Below are 16,215 nucleotides of genomic sequence, written 5' to 3'. Positions count from 1 at the left end.
ATGGCTGATATTAAAACACTAGATACAAAAGTTGTGTACGAAAACAAATGGCTTCGCGTAAGAGAAGACAAAATACAACGCAGCAGTGGAAACGAAGGCATTTACGGCGTGGTGGAAAAGCCTGACTTCGCTATTATTTTGCCGATAGAAGGCGATACGGTTTACATGGTTGAGCAATATCGCTATACCATAAAAGAGCGCCAGCTTGAGTTGCCTCAAGGTGCATGGGAAAGTAACCCTGATGTCGACCCTGTTGAATTGGCGAAAGGTGAACTTAAAGAAGAGACTGGCTTAACTGCAGATTCAATGGAATATGTGGGTTTTCAATATTTAGCATACGGTTTTTGTAATCAGGGTTATCACATTTATGTAGCTAAAGGCCTCACCCAAGGCGCACAAAAACTCGATGTTGAGGAAGAAGACTTGCGCGTTGTTTCACTCTCCTTAAATGAGTTAAAGGAGAAAATAAAACGTGGAGAAATCAAGGACGCAAGCACCTGTAACGCAGTGGGGTTAGCCATGCTTAAGGGGATTATCTAAACACCCTGTTACAATTTGCTGACTGTTTTTTTCTTTCTGAGAAGCTAGGGTTTACAGTTTATAACTAAAAACCATTTATAAAGAGATATTTATGGCGTTCAAAGGAAGTTTTTCCATTACTCAATGGGACGAAGACACACTTAGTGAAAGATCAGAGGGAATTAAGGTATCTCACGCTAGTATTAAGCAGGTGTATTCTGGTGAAATGAGTGGCGAATCTAATGTCGAGTTTTTGATGTCTTATCAATCTCAGATGTCTGCCAAATTTACCGGGTTTGAAACCTTCGTTGGCGTAGTAAACGGTATGCGCGGCACGGTTACTTTTCAGCATGCCGGTAAGTTTGAGAATGGAGTTGCAAGCAGCGAATTTATATCAATTGAAGGGTCTGCTACAGGTGAACTGACGGGAAAAAACCTTCGAGGTAACTTTAAGTCTGGTGAATCGGGTAAAGCTGATTACGCCATTGAAATCGACAACGCGTGAGTAACGGGTAAGCGGCAACGAAAAGCGATTTTTTTAAGCCCAAAAAAACGGCGCCGAAAGGCGCCGCTAAAAGTTGGGAAACAAACCAAGAAACTAACTATTAATTTTCAATTAAACGAGAACCAATCTCTATTTGACGAGGCTTCTTGGCTTCAGGAATGACTCGCTCCATATCGATGTGTAACAGACCGTTTTCCATATCTGCAGCTAGCACTTTTACATGGTCGCCAAGTTGGAATTTACGCTCAAAGTTACGCTCTGAAATGCCCTTGTGTAAGAACTTACGCTCTTTGCTTTCTTTATCGTCCGCTTCCGTTTTCTTCGTGCCCGTAATCGTCAACGTGTTTTCTTCAACCTGAATAGAAACGTCGTCTTTACTAAAGCCGGCAATAGCCATGGTTACACGATACTTGTCATCGCCAAGTAACTCTATGTTATACGGCGGGTAGGTACTTTGCTTCTCAGCACGAGATGCTGCGTCAATTAATGACGCTAGGTGATCAGAACCAATGAATGAACGGTAAAGTGGAGATAGATCGATAGTACGCATAGTCATATCCTCAAAATTAAGCAATATGTTAAAAGTTTAAATGCCCCGACTCTGCGGCGGCGGTTTTGTCGACCTGACCTTTCAGCGTCGACAAAACATATATAGGAATGGCCCAAATACTTTTCAAGAAAGAAAATGCATATTTTTTCCAAAAAACTTGGATTTAATTTTAAGTGTATGTATTTATTGGTTTTATTTGTTTCTTTTTTTACGGCATGAAATGAATCGCGTGCTTTTCAATAAATATTGAGAAAAAACCTCACATACAATAAGTGTATGCGATGTTTTTTATAAAACATTTAGCAATTGTTTAACCAATCCGGTTGTTTATAAATGCTACAATTTGGTTAAGCAAAATGTCTTACCACTTTTATTTGTAAATTTAAAAAATGAAGAAAGAAGTTATAGTTTTAAATTGCGGCAGTTCGTCCGTAAAGTTCGCGATAATTGACGCTGACACTGGAGAGGCTGGACTGTCTGGTATTGCTGAAGCACTAGGTAATAGTGATGCTAGTTTGTCTTACAAGTTAAACGGCAAAAAAGAAAAACGCGCACTACCTGAAAAAGCTGGCCATACCGAAGCGTTAAGCGCAATTTCAGAAGTTATCGCTAGTACGGGCGTTAAGCCTATCGCAATAGGGCATCGTGTTGTTCATGGTGGTGAAAAGTTTAAGCAGGCTGCACTTGTCGATGATAGCGTACTAAAAGCAATTGAAGATTATGCAAGCATGGCTCCGCTTCATAATATGGCGAACCTAAAGGGGATCGTCACGGCGCAAGAGGCTTACCCTGACCTGCCTCACGTAGTCGTATTTGATACTTCTTTCTTTCAAACCTTACCCCAAAAAGCCTTCATTTATGCTTTACCCATGTCGCTTTATCGCGAGCACGGCATAAGACGCTACGGATTCCATGGAACCAGTCACAAGTTCATACTTGATAGCATGGCAAAAACTCTTGAGAAGCCGGTTTCAGATACCAGCATTATCAGTGCCCACCTAGGCAATGGCTGCAGTGTGTCGGCTATAGAAAAAGGTGTGGCGGTAGACACAAGCCTTGGCTTTATTCCTCTTGAAGGTTTAGTTATGGGCACTCGCTGTGGCGACTTAGATCCGAGTCTACCGGGAACGTTGCAGAAGAAGCTTGGCAAAACCGCAGATGAGATAAGTGATTTACTGAACAAACAGTCTGGATTACTTGGTATCTCAGAGCTGAGTAACGACTGTCGAACCCTTGAAGATGCGGCGCTTGAAGGTCACGAAGGTGCATTATTGGCCATTGAAATTTTTTGCTATCGCTTAGCTAAATACATCGCGGGTTATATGGTAGCCGTACCCACGTTAGACGCTATTGTATTTACAGGCGGAATAGGGGAGAACTCATCGCTTATTCGTGAGACAACTATGGGGTATTTCGCTCACTTTGGAATTAGCTTAGATGAGCAAAGAAATACCGACGCGCGATTTGGTCAAGGTGGAAAGATTACCGCTGATATCGCATCAACGGCAGTTTATGTTGTGCCTACAAATGAAGAATGGGTGATAGCCGCAGAAGCTGCAACCTTCGCGTAAATTATATAAGCAACGCCAACGCGTTAGCAAAAGCAGGAGTAACTATGTCTCGCAGAATTATGTTGATCCCCGTAGGCACAAGTGTTGGCCTAACTACGGTCAGCATGGGCCTTGTTCGTGCTATCGAGGAACAAGGCATAAAGCTCAATTTCTTTAAGCCCGTTGCACAGCCACGTAAAGGCGATAACGGCGAAGAGCGCTCTACAGCAATTATTGCGCACCATGCCAGTGTGTCGCCCATCACGCCTTTCGAGCTTGAATACGTAGAGCGAATGATCAGTAACGACAGCACCGATGAGCTCTTAGAGGAGATCATCGAGCGGTTTGAAGAAAGCAGTGTTCAAGAGGCTGTTACTGTTATTGAAGGACTGGTGACAACTCGCCATCATCCTTATGCAGAGCGCCTGAATTTAGAAATTAGTCGGGCACTTGATGCCGACATCGTTTTCGTGGCTGTGCCGGGAAATGAGTCGACCACGGATATCAATCATCGCCTCGAAATCGTTGTAGACACCTATGGCGGTCACAAAAGTCAAAAAGTAGTGGGCTGTATCTTCAACAAGGTTAACGCGCCTTTTGATGAACATGGTCGCTTACGCGCTGATATTGGCGCAATAGAAGCCCCTGAGCACGACGAAGAGCGAACCCAAGCCTTACGTGATTTGCCTATTTTCAAAAAGGGCTTGAGTCTACTTGGCACAATTGACTGGAGCGCTGATTTAGTATCTCCTCGCGCCACCGACGTAGCGAAGCATCTTAACGCTAGCTTGTTAAACGAAGGCGAGTTGGCTGAGCGGCGTTTAAGTAGTGTCACGTTTTGCGCGCGAGAAATTCACAATATGACGCACACCTTAAAGCCGGGAGCGCTACTTGTAATGTCGGGTGATCGCGGCGATGTTTTTGTTTCGTGCTGTTTAGCTGCATTAAACGGCACAAAGCTAGGCGCGCTCTTGCTTACCGGCGGCTATCAGCCGGATGAAAACATTATGGCGTTGTGTAGCCAGGCCATGGAAACGGGTTTACCGGTTATGCTGGTAAATTCCAATACGTGGCAAACAGCACAAGCACTTCACGCTTTTAATCAGGAAGTACCTGTAGATGACAGTAAACGCATTGAAAAGGTGATGGTTCACACTGCGGAAAGTTTAGACGCAAGTTGGGTAAATTCACTTACCCAAAAAGTGTCGCGCCAGAAAAAACTCTCTCCATCAGCGTTTCGTTTTTACCTAACAAACCGTGCAAGGCAGGTAAATAAACGCATTGTGCTTCCTGAAGGAAACGAGCCAAGAACCGTGGTGGCGGCCTCTATTTGTGCCAAACGGGGTCTTGCTCGTCCTGTATTGCTAGGCGATGAAACTGAGATTAGACGGGTAGCAGAACAGCAAGGTGTTGTACTGAGCGAAGGCGTTGAGATTCTCTCGCCGTCGGCCATTAAAAAAGACTATGTTGAGAGCTTAGTGGCGCTACGCGGCCATAAAGGTGTGACGAAAGTGGTTGCCCAAGAGTTGTTAGAAGATAACGTAACTCTGGGCACGATGATGCTTCAGCAAGATGACGTGGATGGATTAGTGTCAGGTGCAGTAAATACAACTGCGAACACTATTCGCCCAGCGCTCCAGTTAATAAAGACCGCTGAAAACGCGTCTTTGGTGTCGTCAGTATTTTTTATGCTGTTGCCTGACCAAGTTTTGGTTTACGGCGACTGTGCAATTAACCCAGATCCCAACGCTCAACAGCTCGCTGATATTGCTATTCAATCTGCGGAATCTGCACAAATGTTTGGCATTGAACCGCGGGTTGCGATGATTAGCTACAGCACTGGTTCGTCAGGTGCAGGAAGCGATGTAGAAAAGGTGAGAGAAGCGACCAAAATTGCGCAAAGCCTTCGCCCTGATTTACTTATTGATGGTCCACTTCAATACGATGCAGCGGCTATCGAAAGTGTGGGCAAGAGCAAGGCACCAAATAGCCCTGTTGCTGGTAAGGCAAACGTGTTTGTTTTTCCTGACCTCAATACCGGAAATACCACTTACAAAGCGGTACAGCGTAGCTTCGATCTAGTGTGTATTGGCCCAATGCTGCAAGGCATGCGAAAGCCCGTTAACGATTTAAGTCGCGGTGCATTGGTTGACGATATTGTATTTACCATAGCACTTACTGCTATTCAGGCGGCAGGTAACGCTTAACAGGGTAGACTACCTATCTGTTGTAAGGTAGTTGCTGCTAACAAAAACGGCGCTACTTCAAATGAAGTTAGCGCCGTTTTTTATTTTTTAGTCTGATGCAGTGTGATGTATTGCTAAGCTATTAACCTTGCGTAGCGGCTATCCTCTGCTCTGTGCAGCAAGCTGCAATCTATGAACTACAAACTAAAATTTTTCCTTTAGCGGCCATTCATCACATCGCGTACTGCTTCACAATTTGTCCATCTTTCATAACAAAGCCCACTTTTTCCATAAGGCTCATATCATCTAGTGGGTTGCCGGGCACTGCGACGATATCTGCCAGCTTACCTTTTTCCAAACTTCCAAGGGTAGCTTCTTGTTTCAGTAAGCGGGCAGGGTTAATAGTAGCAGCTTGAATAGCCTGAATGGGGGTCATACCGAACTTCACCATCCGGGCAAACTGCTTAGGATTATCACCGTGAGGGTAAACCCCGGCATCGGAACCAAATACCATATTTACACCAGCTTTAACTGCCTTCTCAAAGTTTTCGCGCTGAGTTTTACCAACAATACGCTCTTTATTCAGGCTTTCTTCTAGAATACCAGCTTTCTCTCCTTCACCCAGAATATATTCAGTTACGTAAATATCCATAGAGAAGTAAGTACCGTTCTTTTTCGCTAAATCTATCGCTTCGTCATCAAGCAAACTTACGTGTTCTACTGAATCTACACCCGCTTTAATGGCTGCTTTAATGCCATTAGTGCCATGAGCATGAGTCGCTACTGTCAAACCACGCAAATGGGCCTCATCAATGAGGGCTTTCATTTCTTCGAATGTGTATTGCTGTGCACCTACCTTTGTGCCTTTAGACAAAACGCCACCTGTAGCGCAGAATTTGATCACGGTAGCGCCGTACTTAATATTTCGACGTACTTTTTTGCGTACTTCCCACGGGCCATCGGCTACACCTTCGCTATAATTGTCATACTCATAGGGCAAAAGATTGCTGTCACAATGGCCGCCAGTTACGCCCAGGCTTGGCCCAGCTACAAACATGCGCGGTCCCACTACGTCGCCCGCGTTGATGGCATCTCTTAACGCAACATCAGCAAAACCAGGTGCGCCCACATTACGCACAGTGGTAAAACCTGCATCTAACGTTGCTTTAGCGTGTTTAACGCCAGTAATAGCCGCGCGGGGCAGTGATACTTCTAAACGCTTGTACCCGTGTCGAGTTGCATCACTGGTTAAGTGTACGTGCATATCCATTAACCCAGGCATTAGCGTGGCATTGCCTAAATCAATACGTGTTGCTTCGTTTGGAACTGTCAGGTCTTTAAGGCGACCAGATGCAGTAATTATATTGTCCGTTACAATAACAGCCGCCTGTTTGACGACTTTCCCGTTAGCAACGTCTATCATGCGATCTGCAGTAATAACCGTTGTCTCTGCCAAAACAGCAGTAGAGCAAACAATGGCAGTGATTGAAAAGGTGAGTAGTTTTTTTGAAAAAAGAGAAACCCAGTTCACAAGTATTTCCTTAATTAGCACACATTGAACTTTGCAAAAAATAAGCTCAGCATGTCCTACATCGAGTTAGTATTATTATTGAATGACTATTGTGTCGGTACCTTTAACTTGTACAGATCATCTCTGTCTTCGTCTAAGAAGCAACGCACTAACAAATAGCAAAATAACTATAAACCAAACACCTAGCTCTTGAAGATGGTAATACGGTGTAAACCCTCTGGTTGCGACAACTGGCGCCGAAATATTACCTGCCATGAATTGAGGTAGCCGAGCAGTTATTTCGCCTCTGTGGTCTATAAAAGCCGTAATGCCATTATTTGTCGCTCTAACGACAGGGCGGCCTAACTCAAGGGCGCGCATTTGCGCTATCTGCAAATGCTGAGCAGGTCCATGTGAGTGACCAAACCACGCATCATTACTCACGGTTATGATCATGTCGGTATTTTCATATACATTTGCCATCACTTGATGAGGAAACGCAATTTCAAAACAGATAGCGGGGGCTAGGTGAATGCCGTTAGCTTCAAGGTTTGCCTGTTGATAGTCACCTCGAGAGAATGATGACATAGGTAAATCGAATAGGGGAGCGAGCGGGCGAAGCCAGTCTTCAAAAGGTACGAATTCGCCTACGGGCAATAGATGATGTTTCGAAAATCGGTTGTTGTGGAAATATTGATAGTCGGGATAAGCGGCATCTGGCGTACGTTTACCTAGCACAATTAGGTTGTTCCACGCTTCATCAGTTTCCCAGTTGTAATTAACAATACCCGTAATAAGTGCCGTGTTCTCTTGAAAGGCTCTTTCGTTAACTTTAGCAAGATAAGGTTGGGCTAATGGTTCTAACTTAGGAACCGCGGCTTCAGGCCAAATGATGAGGTCGTTATCCCATAAGCTTTCAGTTAATTTCCAATAGGTGTCCATGGTTGGACCATCTTGCTCTGGCACCCATCGCAGACTTTGCGCGATGTTGCCTTGAGCCATGCCTACTGAGTAGTTTTTTTGGGGGGCAACCCAAGTATGTTGTTTAAGAAGGTAGCCACTGGTAAATAAGCACAGTGCCACTAGCACTGCGTTGGCGAAAGTTCGCTTATTGTGTATCAACGCAAATAGCGTAGCGCTGATAACGATAAGCGCGCTTATTCCCGTTTCTCCGATGATTGGCGCAAAGCCTGAAAGAGGGCTCTCTAGTTGACTATACCCTAAAGATAACCATGGAAAGCCGGTTAGCATCCAGCTTCGTAACCACTCAGCCGCAACCCAGAAAAGAGGTAACGTCATTGGCCACAATTGAGGAGAGAAGAACTTGGCGGTTAACTTGGTGGCAAGCGCAGGATAAAGCGATAAGTAGCCACATAGTAACGCCATAATGCCAATAGATGCCGCAATAGGAAGCCCGCCAAAGTCGGCAATGCTCACATGAACCCAGCTTATACCCGCTCCAAACCATCCCGCACCGAACAGCCATCCGGCTAAAAATGGGCGATGTTTGAGCTTTATCACCTGACGTATAGCAAGTGCAAGCGCAGGAATAGTTAAAAGCCACATGTTAAAGGGAGCGAAAGCAAGGGTTAAGCTTGCACCACTTAGTAAAAGAAGAAGGTGGGGAGTAAACCGTTTCAGCATAGGAGTCATCTGATCGTGGTTAATAGAGTTGTTATGTCAGCATAAGGTGAGCACGCATAAAATCATGCTGCCCTATGCTGAAACAGGCGTAGTTTGCGTTACTTCACTATTCGAGCGAAGGCACTGAAACCTTAAGTTGGATAAGTCGGCGCTTATCAGAGTTAGTCACTTTAAACTGAATGTCGCCAATGGTGATTTCATCATTGGTTTCAGGCATATGACCAAATGCTTTTAGCACGATGCCGCCAATAGTGTCGGCTTCTTCTTCGCTAAACTTGGTTTCAAAAAACTCGTTAAAATCGTCAACCGGCGTTAAGGCTTTAACAGAGTATGTTGATTTATTTAACGGGCGAATATCATCGGTACCATCTTCTTCCGTATCGTATTCGTCTTCAATTTCACCCACGATAATTTCAAGGATATCTTCAATCGTGACTAGACCAGACACACCGCCATATTCATCTACAACAATGGCCATGTGGTAGCGTTGCTGACGGAACTCTTTAAGCAGAACGTCCACGCGTTTGCTTTCTGGGACAATAACCGCAGGGCGCAGAATATCGCGAAGGTTGAATTCTTTTTCCGCGTTAAATGCAAAAGCTAAAAGATCTTTTGCTAACAGAATACCTTCGATGTGGTCTTTATCTTCGCTGATAACGGGAAAACGGGAGTGAGCAGATTCAAGCATTACAGGTAAAAACTCTTCTACCTTTTGCTCTACATCGATGGTGGTCATTTGAGCGCGAGGGATCATGATATCCCTTACTCGCATTTCATTTACCCCAATAACCCCTTCAATCATTTCGCGGGTTTGTGGGTCTATGATTTCGTTCTGTTCAGCATCAGTAATAACCGATACTAACTCTTCTTTACTTCTCGGCTCGCCAGAAATTGAATTTTTTAGTTTATCTAACCAACTCTTGCCTGATGAGCCGTTGGTAGAGTGAGGATTATCGTCGCTCATAATGTCCGTTTAATTGTTAGTTCAACGCCAACGTTAAAATGGTTCTCGCTGGTCGTCAATGTTTTATTGTTATTAAGTGTTAAAGTACTTAACTAACAATGGTTTATATTGAATTGTTAATCAATAGATTCGTAAGGATTAGCAATGCCAAGGTGCGCAAGAATATCAATTTCCTTGCTTTCCATTTCCTCAGCTTCCGCATCATCAATATGGTCGTAACCCATTAAATGCAATAGCCCGTGAACAGTCATGTGCGCGTAGTGGTTGCTTACGTCTTTATGCTGTTCTTCGGCTTCTCGACTAATAACGGGGGCACAAATAACCAGGTCGCCTAAAAGGTTTATTTCTATACCTGGAGGCGCTTCAAACGGAAAAGATAAAACATTTGTAGGTTTATCTTTTCCTCGGTATTCATGGTTAAGGCTTTGACTTTCGGCTTCGTCAGTAAAGCGAATGGTCACTTCTTGCTCAGCTAACCCTTCGTACTTGAGCACGGCGTTAGCCCAAAGCTCAAGTTCCGAAGGTGAGGGAATGGCCGACAAAATGGCCTCGTCACCTTCAAACGCTTGCTGTACATCAATAATGGCACTCACGATGCGTTGTCGTCTTTCGTTTGCGTGGCGTTATCGTCTTGAGAAGCCTGTTCACGTTGAAGTCGCAACGCTTCTTCTTTACGTGCTTTGCGAAGACGCTCTTGTTCAGCATCGTGCACTTCATAGGCTCTTACGATGCGCGCAACCACAGGGTGGCGGACCACGTCTTCAGCATTAAAGAAGTTGAAAGAAATGTCATCCACTTCACTTAACACTTCAATAGCATGACGAAGACCTGATTTTGCACCGCGAGGTAAGTCTACCTGCGTGATGTCACCGGTGATCACCGCTTTTGAATTGAAGCCAATACGGGTTAAGAACATTTTCATTTGCTCTACCGTGGTGTTTTGACTTTCATCCAGGATAATAAAGGCATCGTTCAGCGTTCGACCGCGCATATAGGCCAGCGGTGCAACTTCAATGACGTTGCGTTCCATAAGCTTTTCTACTTTCTCGAAGCCCAACATTTCAAATAGGGCGTCGTAAAGCGGACGAAGGTACGGGTCAACTTTTTGTGAAAGGTCGCCGGGCAAGAAACCGAGCTTTTCACCCGCTTCTACCGCCGGGCGGGTAAGCAAGATACGGCGAATTTCTTGTCGCTCAAGCGCGTCCACAGCAGCAGCGACCGCTAGGTAGGTTTTACCCGTACCGGCAGGTCCAATACCAAAAGTAATATCGTGGTTTACAATGTTCGCCACATATTGCGCTTGGTTAGGGTTACGCGGCTTAATCACACCGCGCTTGGTCTTAATATTGACTTCTTTGCCATAGCCGCCGGTTGCGTCTTTTTCAATAACGCGGGCTTCTTGAATGGCAAGATGAACTTGTTCTGCTTCTAGCTCGGGAATACGGCCCTTAATAGGCTGAGTTTCTATATAAAGAAGCTTAAGTAATTCGCTGGCACTTTTTATTTGCTGCGGTTCACCCAACACCTTGAATGCGTTATTTCGGTAGGTAATTTCTACCCCTAACCTGCGCTCAATTTGTTTAATGTTGTCATCAAAGGGGCCACATAAACTCGACAAACGTTTGCTATCTGCCGGTTCTAATTCAAATTCGTTACTAACCAATGTACTCAAGCTACTTTTTTCCTCGCTATAAAATGTATTTAGGCTGGGTTAAATTGACCCACGCCAAGCTCATCGGGCAGATCTGCCTGATGCTTTGCCATGATAGATTGGGGCGAAACGGCAACACGCAAGCCCATTTCGCTCTCTCTGCGCACAACTTCACCACGTAATGAGTTAGTGAATACGTCAGTGATGTTTACATCAACGAATTCGCCAATCATGTCTGGTGTGCCTTCGAAGTTCACTACACGGTTATTTTCAGTACGTCCCGAAAGCTCCATTGGGTTTTTCTTTGACGGACCTTCAACCAAAATTCGCTGCTCTGTGCCAACCATGTGACGAGCAATACGAAGAGCCTGTTGCGTAATACGCTGCTGTAGTAGGTGAAGACGCTGCTTCTTAGTTTCTTCACTTACGTCATCTACTGCGTCGGCAGCAGGCGTACCCGGGCGAGCACTGTAAATAAAGCTGAAGCTAAGGTCGTAATCGACTGCCTGAATCAAATCCATGGTGGCTTCAAAGTCGGCATCTGTTTCACCTGGGAAACCAATAATGAAGTCACTCGACAAACTAATGTTCGGGCGAATTTTCTTCAGCTTACGCATTTTAGACTTGTATTCGATTGCTGTATGGCCACGCTTCATCAAGTTCAATATACGGTCAGAGCCGCTTTGAACAGGCAAATGTAGGTGGTCTACTAACTCCGGAATAGACGCGTATGCTTCTATAATGTCATCAGTAAATTCAACCGGGTGTGAGGTGGTGTAACGAATTCTGTCGATACCGTCGATGGCCGCTACCAATTCAAGCAGCTCAGAGAAACGACAAATTGTACCGTCGTAATTTTCACCGCGGTACGCGTTAACGTTTTGACCTAGAAGGTTTACTTCACGTACGCCTTGACCTGCAAGCTGAGCAATTTCAAGCAATACGTCGTCAACCGGTCGGCTTACTTCTTCACCACGAGTGTAAGGCACTACGCAGAAAGTACAGTATTTTGAACAGCCTTCCATGATTGAAACAAACGCCGTTGGGCCTTCAGCACGTGGCTCAGGCAGGCGATCAAACTTTTCAATTTCCGGGAAGCTCACGTCAATCACTGATTTTGCGCCGCCCTGAAGCTGATTGATCATTTCAGGCAAGCGGTGCAGTGTTTGTGGACCGAATACTAAGTCTACGAATGGCGCGCGCTGACGAATGGTATCGCCTTCTTGAGAGGCTACACAGCCGCCCACACCGATAATAAGTTCAGGTTTATCTTGCTTAAGTGTTTTCCAACGTCCCAGCTGGTGGAACACCTTTTCCTGTGCTTTTTCACGAATAGAGCAGGTGTTAAGCAAAATAACATCGGCTTCTTCAGCACTTTCAGCAGCACTGTAGCCATGCGTTGAGTCTAGTAAGTCTGCCATTTTCTCCGAGTCGTACTCGTTCATTTGACAGCCCCAGGTTTTGATATACAGCTTTTTAGTCATAACAACTATTCGATAACCTGTTAGTGTTCCTGTAAGTGAGAGCAGTTTCACCGTTGTTTAGAAAAGGTGGCTGCCAGAATGTTGTTTTACGTGAGGCGCTTAAATCATCACGTAAAAAACACTGATAATGTCAGTTACAGGAAGATGTTCAAAATAGCCGCATATTTTACCTGTTATGCAAGCATATTCCCAGTATCTTGAGACGATTCGTTAAGAATTGATCTAGGGCAAGCCAGTTCTACGTTTTACTTCACAGCGCTTTGTGTTTTAAGACATAATGCAAGTGCGTGTTTTAAGGAGAGTAAATGGTCGATTTTTGTATAAATGGCGGCGGTATGGTAGGTGCTGCACTTGCGTTGGGACTTGCTCAGCAGCAGTTTAAGGTAGCAGTGATAGAGCCGTATCTACCAGCACCTTTTAACGCTGAGAAGGGGCCTGACTTAAGGGTTTCAGCCATCAGCGAAGCATCGGTAACGCTGTTAAAAGCCCTTGGCGCTTGGGAACACATAGCCGCCATGCGTGTTAAACCTTACACAGGCCTAAGCGTGTGGGACGACCCAGCCCATCGAACAGACTTTACCGCACAAAGTATCGACATGCCCCAGCTAGGCTTTTTTGTGGAAAACCGATTGTTGCAGCTGGGGTGCCACCACGCATTAAAGCAGTTTGACAATGTAGAGCTCATTACCGGACAAACGGTGCAAGATATTCAATTAACGAATACGGCTAAGGTCAGCCTTTCGAATGGCAGAACCATTGAAGCGAGCTGGCTTGTTGGCGCAGATGGTGCAAACTCTCAGGTAAGAAAGGCGGCGGGCATTGGCACCACAGGTTGGCAATATGCGCAGCAGGCGATGGGGATCACTATAAAGATGGAGAACGCCGTTGAACCTGTAACCTGGCAGCAGTTTACATCGAGTGGCCCTAAAGCCTTTTTACCTATGTTTGATAACTTCGCTTCGCTGGTTTGGTATGACTCGCCTGACGAACTCAAACGGATTAAAAGTTTAAAAGCGAGCCAACTTGAAAGTGAAATTCTTAAAACGTTTCCCGATGAATTGACCAGAAATGGCAATCGCTTTTCGGTTATTGATAAAGCGATTTTTCCGCTTACCCGTTCTCATGCCAATCACTATGTGAAAGGCTGTTGTGCGTTAGTTGGTGATGCAGCACACACTATTAATCCGCTTGCCGGACAGGGGGTTAATTTAGGTTTTAAAGATGTAGAAACCTTTCTTTCTGTGTGTACTGAATTCAAGCCATTCGGTAGCGACAACGCATTGTCGCTAACCGATAAAGTATTTTCTCAAAGGCTTATCAGCAATTATGAAAAGCCACGAAAGCGAGATAATTTGGTGATGATGACGGCAATGGATGGGTTTTATACCTTGTTTAGCAATGACGTTGCCCCCATAAAATGGATAAGAAACCAGCTTCTTTCTGTGGCGCAGCGCATAGAGCCTGCTAAACAAGAAGTGCTCAAATATGCGATAGGGTTACGATAATGGAAGTGTTAATTTTACTGGCGGTGTTATTTGGTGCGCTAGCATTGATTATACCGCTAATAGAACGCTCTAAAATGCGAATCAGTAATGAGGATGCTGCGAAATGGGCTAAGTGGATTTGGCCCTTAATGGGGATTTTGCTTATCGCCCAGTTGTTGCGGTTACTGTTCTCTTAGCTGCTGCTTAGGTTTAAAAAGTCACAAAATCTAGCCACTTGCCGAACTCAAATCAATTCACTTTTTCAAAGGTTCAAAGGAATGACCGTACAATTTTCGCAAGGGTTCTCCAATCAATGTCCGTGGGTTAATCTAAAAGGCTATAGCCTTTATTATATTTGGCAAGGGCATCCAGCAGACGAAGGCGAAAAACACTTTTATCAGTTGAAGAGTAAACCTGACCCTGAAAAGGTTGTGGTGATGTCTGCCTGCTGGGATGGCTATGCAGGCAGTTACCAGTTAAGTGCTGAAGGAAGTCTTATTCTCACTCGGTTTCATTACTTCCTCCCCAACGGGTTAGGGGAGTCCGATGCCTTACTTGAGGAGTTACACGGCGACTTTTACTTAGAATTTAGAACCCACTTTGAAGGCGATCAGCTATATGTACCGTTTGCTGATGGTAGAGTGACTGTTGACCAGGAACAGTGGGTTGAGGTAAAGCGAGCCTACGTTAATGTGAAAACGGACAAAAATGGTTTTTCCACTTGGATTAAACGGTTCATTCCGGACCGCTTGTTTAAGTAAACAAGGGCTCATCCAACTGGTTTCACGGCAATTTTCATGAAATGCACTGCGTCAGTTTTTGTAAGCCTTCATCTACATTAATGTGTTTGTTGTGGCCATTGTCCTCTCAAGTCGATAATGACTTTGTCTATCATCTTAATAGTTGTTTGATTATCGTCTTGCAGTAAGGCAAACGCTCGTAAGCCAACGAACTGATTTTGAAGCCACTCTGCGGCTGTTGACGTTGGCGTATGTTCAGGCAGCTCACCTTTTTCGATACAGGCTTCAATAATATTTCTAAAACCAGCCTTTAGGGTTTGCATGCTCTCAAGTACAGCTTTTTTCGCAATATCACCAATGAGTTCTAATTCTGCAATAGACTTAACCAGCAAGCACTGGCGCATGTAGCGTTGCTCGTCGGGGCCAGTTAATGCTGTTTCAAAAAAGTGATAAAGAGCATCTAAAGGTGATTGAGCTTCTGTGACTTGCTTTAAACGTTTTGCACTGTTGTCTGCATAATGCTCAACAACAAGTTTGAATAAACCTTCTTTGCTTTGAAAACGCGCATAAATACTACCGGGGCGCATATCCAATGCCTGCTGAATATCACGCATGCCAGCCGCCTGAAAGCCTCGTTGCCAAAAAAGCGTAGTGGCTTTTTCTATAATCTCATCGTGGTCATATTTCATCGCTGCATACCTTATACGTGAATATTTTGAACATATGTTCAATTATCGCTTGAACGATCGTTCAAGTAAACCTATTATTATTGGCATACGAGTAGTGAGTAGCGCAAAGCGTTGCTTGCAGTTTTTGATCACATCAATAGGAGAGTGACATGAGCGATTTTACTTTACACACGAAAGAGAGTGCGCCAGAAGCAGCGAAGCCTTTACTTGATAATTCGCAAGCAGCATTTGGAATGATTCCAAATCTACATGCAGTAATGGCAGAAGCGCCGACTTTGCTTGAAGGCTATCAAGTGCTGCATAAACTAGCGCAAGAAACATCGTTCAATGCAGAAGAGTTAACGGTGGTTTGGCAGGCAGTGAATGTAGAGCACGCGTGTCATTACTGCGTTCCAGCGCATACGGGTATTGCTAAGAGTATGAAAGTGCGCGATGACCTAATTGAAGAGTTGCGAAACGATGAAACACTGTCTGACAGCAAATTGAATACGCTTAAAGAAACTGTGCTGGCTGTAACTCGCGGGCGAGGTAATGTTGATAATGCGCAGCTTGACGCATTTTACAGCGCTGGATACAAGCATCAGCAATTGTTAGAAATCATACTTATATTGGCGCAAAAAGTGATGAGTAATTATACCAATCATTTGGCCGATACGCCTGTAGACGAACCTTTCAAAAAATTTGATTGGTCGCCTAAATAATCATTTGATAGCTCTTTTAAAACGGAAGCAAGGCTTCC

General features: G+C 44.7%; 16 protein-coding genes. 8 read left to right on the top strand and 8 right to left on the bottom strand.

The window, feature by feature from the left end; translation table 11 throughout:
- Together ACFI6L_RS18680 and ACFI6L_RS18675 are read left to right on the top strand one after the other, a co-directional pair.
- On the top strand, positions 1 to 540 hold the full coding sequence (locus tag ACFI6L_RS18680; protein WP_014976126.1) for an NUDIX domain-containing protein: 540 nt from the start codon (positions 1 to 3) through the stop codon (positions 538 to 540).
- A gap of 91 nt (positions 541 to 631) precedes the next feature.
- Positions 632 to 1,024, top strand: coding sequence for a DUF3224 domain-containing protein (locus tag ACFI6L_RS18675; protein ID WP_014948986.1), 393 nt, complete (start codon positions 632 to 634; stop codon positions 1,022 to 1,024).
- A gap of 100 nt (positions 1,025 to 1,124) precedes the next feature.
- Here the strand turns inward: ACFI6L_RS18675 and ACFI6L_RS18670 are convergent, their stop codons facing one another.
- Positions 1,125 to 1,574 (bottom strand): Hsp20 family protein, encoded by a 450-nt coding sequence (locus tag ACFI6L_RS18670; protein WP_014976128.1) that lies wholly within the window; start codon positions 1,572 to 1,574, stop codon positions 1,125 to 1,127.
- 389 nt (positions 1,575 to 1,963) lie between these two features.
- On the opposite strand from ACFI6L_RS18670, the gene ACFI6L_RS18665 reads away from it, so the two are divergent.
- A complete protein-coding gene (locus ACFI6L_RS18665) occupies positions 1,964 to 3,145 on the top strand; it encodes an acetate kinase (protein WP_462574598.1) in 1,182 nt (393 codons plus the stop codon).
- Between the two features lie 44 nt (positions 3,146 to 3,189).
- The gene (gene pta, locus ACFI6L_RS18660; RefSeq protein ID WP_338853370.1) at positions 3,190 to 5,331 is read left to right on the top strand and encodes a phosphate acetyltransferase; all 2,142 of its coding nucleotides are present in this window, start codon (positions 3,190 to 3,192) and stop codon (positions 5,329 to 5,331) included.
- A 211-nt stretch (positions 5,332 to 5,542) separates the two neighbouring features.
- Here pta and ACFI6L_RS18655 read toward each other — a convergent pair whose 3' ends face one another.
- From ACFI6L_RS18655 to miaB, 6 genes are all read right to left on the bottom strand, one after another.
- Complete coding sequence (locus ACFI6L_RS18655) at positions 5,543 to 6,841, bottom strand: Xaa-Pro dipeptidase (RefSeq protein ID WP_283645234.1); 1,299 nt, start codon at positions 6,839 to 6,841, stop codon at positions 5,543 to 5,545.
- Positions 6,842 to 6,958: 117 nt separating this feature from the next.
- Positions 6,959 to 8,464 carry an apolipoprotein N-acyltransferase gene (lnt, locus tag ACFI6L_RS18650; RefSeq protein WP_014948990.1) on the bottom strand — a complete coding sequence of 502 codons (1,506 nt, stop codon included), beginning with the start codon at positions 8,462 to 8,464 and terminating at the stop codon, positions 6,959 to 6,961.
- Between the two features lie 106 nt (positions 8,465 to 8,570).
- A complete protein-coding gene (gene corC, locus ACFI6L_RS18645; protein WP_014948991.1) occupies positions 8,571 to 9,428 on the bottom strand; it encodes a CNNM family magnesium/cobalt transport protein CorC in 858 nt (285 codons plus the stop codon).
- A 116-nt stretch (positions 9,429 to 9,544) separates the two neighbouring features.
- Positions 9,545 to 10,021 carry an rRNA maturation RNase YbeY gene (gene ybeY / locus ACFI6L_RS18640; RefSeq protein ID WP_014948992.1) on the bottom strand — a complete coding sequence of 159 codons (477 nt, stop codon included), beginning with the start codon at positions 10,019 to 10,021 and terminating at the stop codon, positions 9,545 to 9,547.
- Positions 10,018 to 11,100, bottom strand: coding sequence for a PhoH family protein (locus tag ACFI6L_RS18635; protein ID WP_039216249.1), 1,083 nt, complete (start codon positions 11,098 to 11,100; stop codon positions 10,018 to 10,020). The genes ybeY and ACFI6L_RS18635 overlap by 4 nt, the downstream gene beginning before the upstream one ends.
- A gap of 29 nt (positions 11,101 to 11,129) precedes the next feature.
- A complete protein-coding gene (gene miaB / locus ACFI6L_RS18630; protein ID WP_014948994.1) occupies positions 11,130 to 12,563 on the bottom strand; it encodes a tRNA (N6-isopentenyl adenosine(37)-C2)-methylthiotransferase MiaB in 1,434 nt (477 codons plus the stop codon).
- A gap of 305 nt (positions 12,564 to 12,868) precedes the next feature.
- On the opposite strand from miaB, the gene ACFI6L_RS18625 reads away from it, so the two are divergent.
- From ACFI6L_RS18625 to ACFI6L_RS18615, 3 genes are all read left to right on the top strand, one after another.
- Positions 12,869 to 14,068 (top strand): FAD-dependent monooxygenase, encoded by a 1,200-nt coding sequence (locus tag ACFI6L_RS18625; protein ID WP_462574597.1) that lies wholly within the window; start codon positions 12,869 to 12,871, stop codon positions 14,066 to 14,068.
- A complete protein-coding gene (locus ACFI6L_RS18620; protein WP_014948996.1) occupies positions 14,068 to 14,244 on the top strand; it encodes a hypothetical protein in 177 nt (58 codons plus the stop codon). The genes ACFI6L_RS18625 and ACFI6L_RS18620 overlap by 1 nt, the downstream gene beginning before the upstream one ends.
- An 81-nt stretch (positions 14,245 to 14,325) precedes the next feature.
- Positions 14,326 to 14,808 (top strand): hypothetical protein, encoded by a 483-nt coding sequence (locus ACFI6L_RS18615; RefSeq protein ID WP_462574596.1) that lies wholly within the window; start codon positions 14,326 to 14,328, stop codon positions 14,806 to 14,808.
- A 77-nt stretch (positions 14,809 to 14,885) separates the two neighbouring features.
- Here ACFI6L_RS18615 and ACFI6L_RS18610 read toward each other — a convergent pair whose 3' ends face one another.
- Positions 14,886 to 15,476, bottom strand: coding sequence for a TetR/AcrR family transcriptional regulator (locus ACFI6L_RS18610; RefSeq protein ID WP_462574595.1), 591 nt, complete (start codon positions 15,474 to 15,476; stop codon positions 14,886 to 14,888).
- 149 nt (positions 15,477 to 15,625) lie between these two features.
- Between ACFI6L_RS18610 and ACFI6L_RS18605 the strand changes: the two genes are divergently transcribed.
- Complete coding sequence (locus ACFI6L_RS18605; protein WP_014948999.1) at positions 15,626 to 16,177, top strand: carboxymuconolactone decarboxylase family protein; 552 nt, start codon at positions 15,626 to 15,628, stop codon at positions 16,175 to 16,177.
- Positions 16,178 to 16,215: the final 38 nt, after the last annotated feature.

Source organism: Alteromonas sp. G4i35 (assembly GCF_054960375.1).
Note: the sequence above shows the minus strand (reverse complement) of the source record. Positions and strands in the feature narration are given on the sequence as shown.

Coding starts and splice junctions, on each gene's coding strand:
- pta (WP_338853370.1), top strand. CDS start 3,190: ATGTCTCGCAGAATTATGTTGATCCCCGTAGGCACAAGTGTTGGCCTA.
- lnt (WP_014948990.1), bottom strand. CDS start 8,464: ATGCTGAAACGGTTTACTCCCCACCTTCTTCTTTTACTAAGTGGTGCA.
- miaB (WP_014948994.1), bottom strand. CDS start 12,563: ATGACTAAAAAGCTGTATATCAAAACCTGGGGCTGTCAAATGAACGAG.
- ACFI6L_RS18615 (WP_462574596.1), top strand. CDS start 14,326: ATGACCGTACAATTTTCGCAAGGGTTCTCCAATCAATGTCCGTGGGTT.
- ACFI6L_RS18625 (WP_462574597.1), top strand. CDS start 12,869: ATGGTCGATTTTTGTATAAATGGCGGCGGTATGGTAGGTGCTGCACTT.
- ACFI6L_RS18620 (WP_014948996.1), top strand. CDS start 14,068: ATGGAAGTGTTAATTTTACTGGCGGTGTTATTTGGTGCGCTAGCATTG.
- ACFI6L_RS18610 (WP_462574595.1), bottom strand. CDS start 15,476: ATGAAATATGACCACGATGAGATTATAGAAAAAGCCACTACGCTTTTT.
- ACFI6L_RS18605 (WP_014948999.1), top strand. CDS start 15,626: ATGAGCGATTTTACTTTACACACGAAAGAGAGTGCGCCAGAAGCAGCG.
- ACFI6L_RS18680 (WP_014976126.1), top strand. CDS start 1: ATGGCTGATATTAAAACACTAGATACAAAAGTTGTGTACGAAAACAAA.
- ACFI6L_RS18670 (WP_014976128.1), bottom strand. CDS start 1,574: ATGCGTACTATCGATCTATCTCCACTTTACCGTTCATTCATTGGTTCT.
- corC (WP_014948991.1), bottom strand. CDS start 9,428: ATGAGCGACGATAATCCTCACTCTACCAACGGCTCATCAGGCAAGAGT.
- ACFI6L_RS18675 (WP_014948986.1), top strand. CDS start 632: ATGGCGTTCAAAGGAAGTTTTTCCATTACTCAATGGGACGAAGACACA.
- ACFI6L_RS18665 (WP_462574598.1), top strand. CDS start 1,964: ATGAAGAAAGAAGTTATAGTTTTAAATTGCGGCAGTTCGTCCGTAAAG.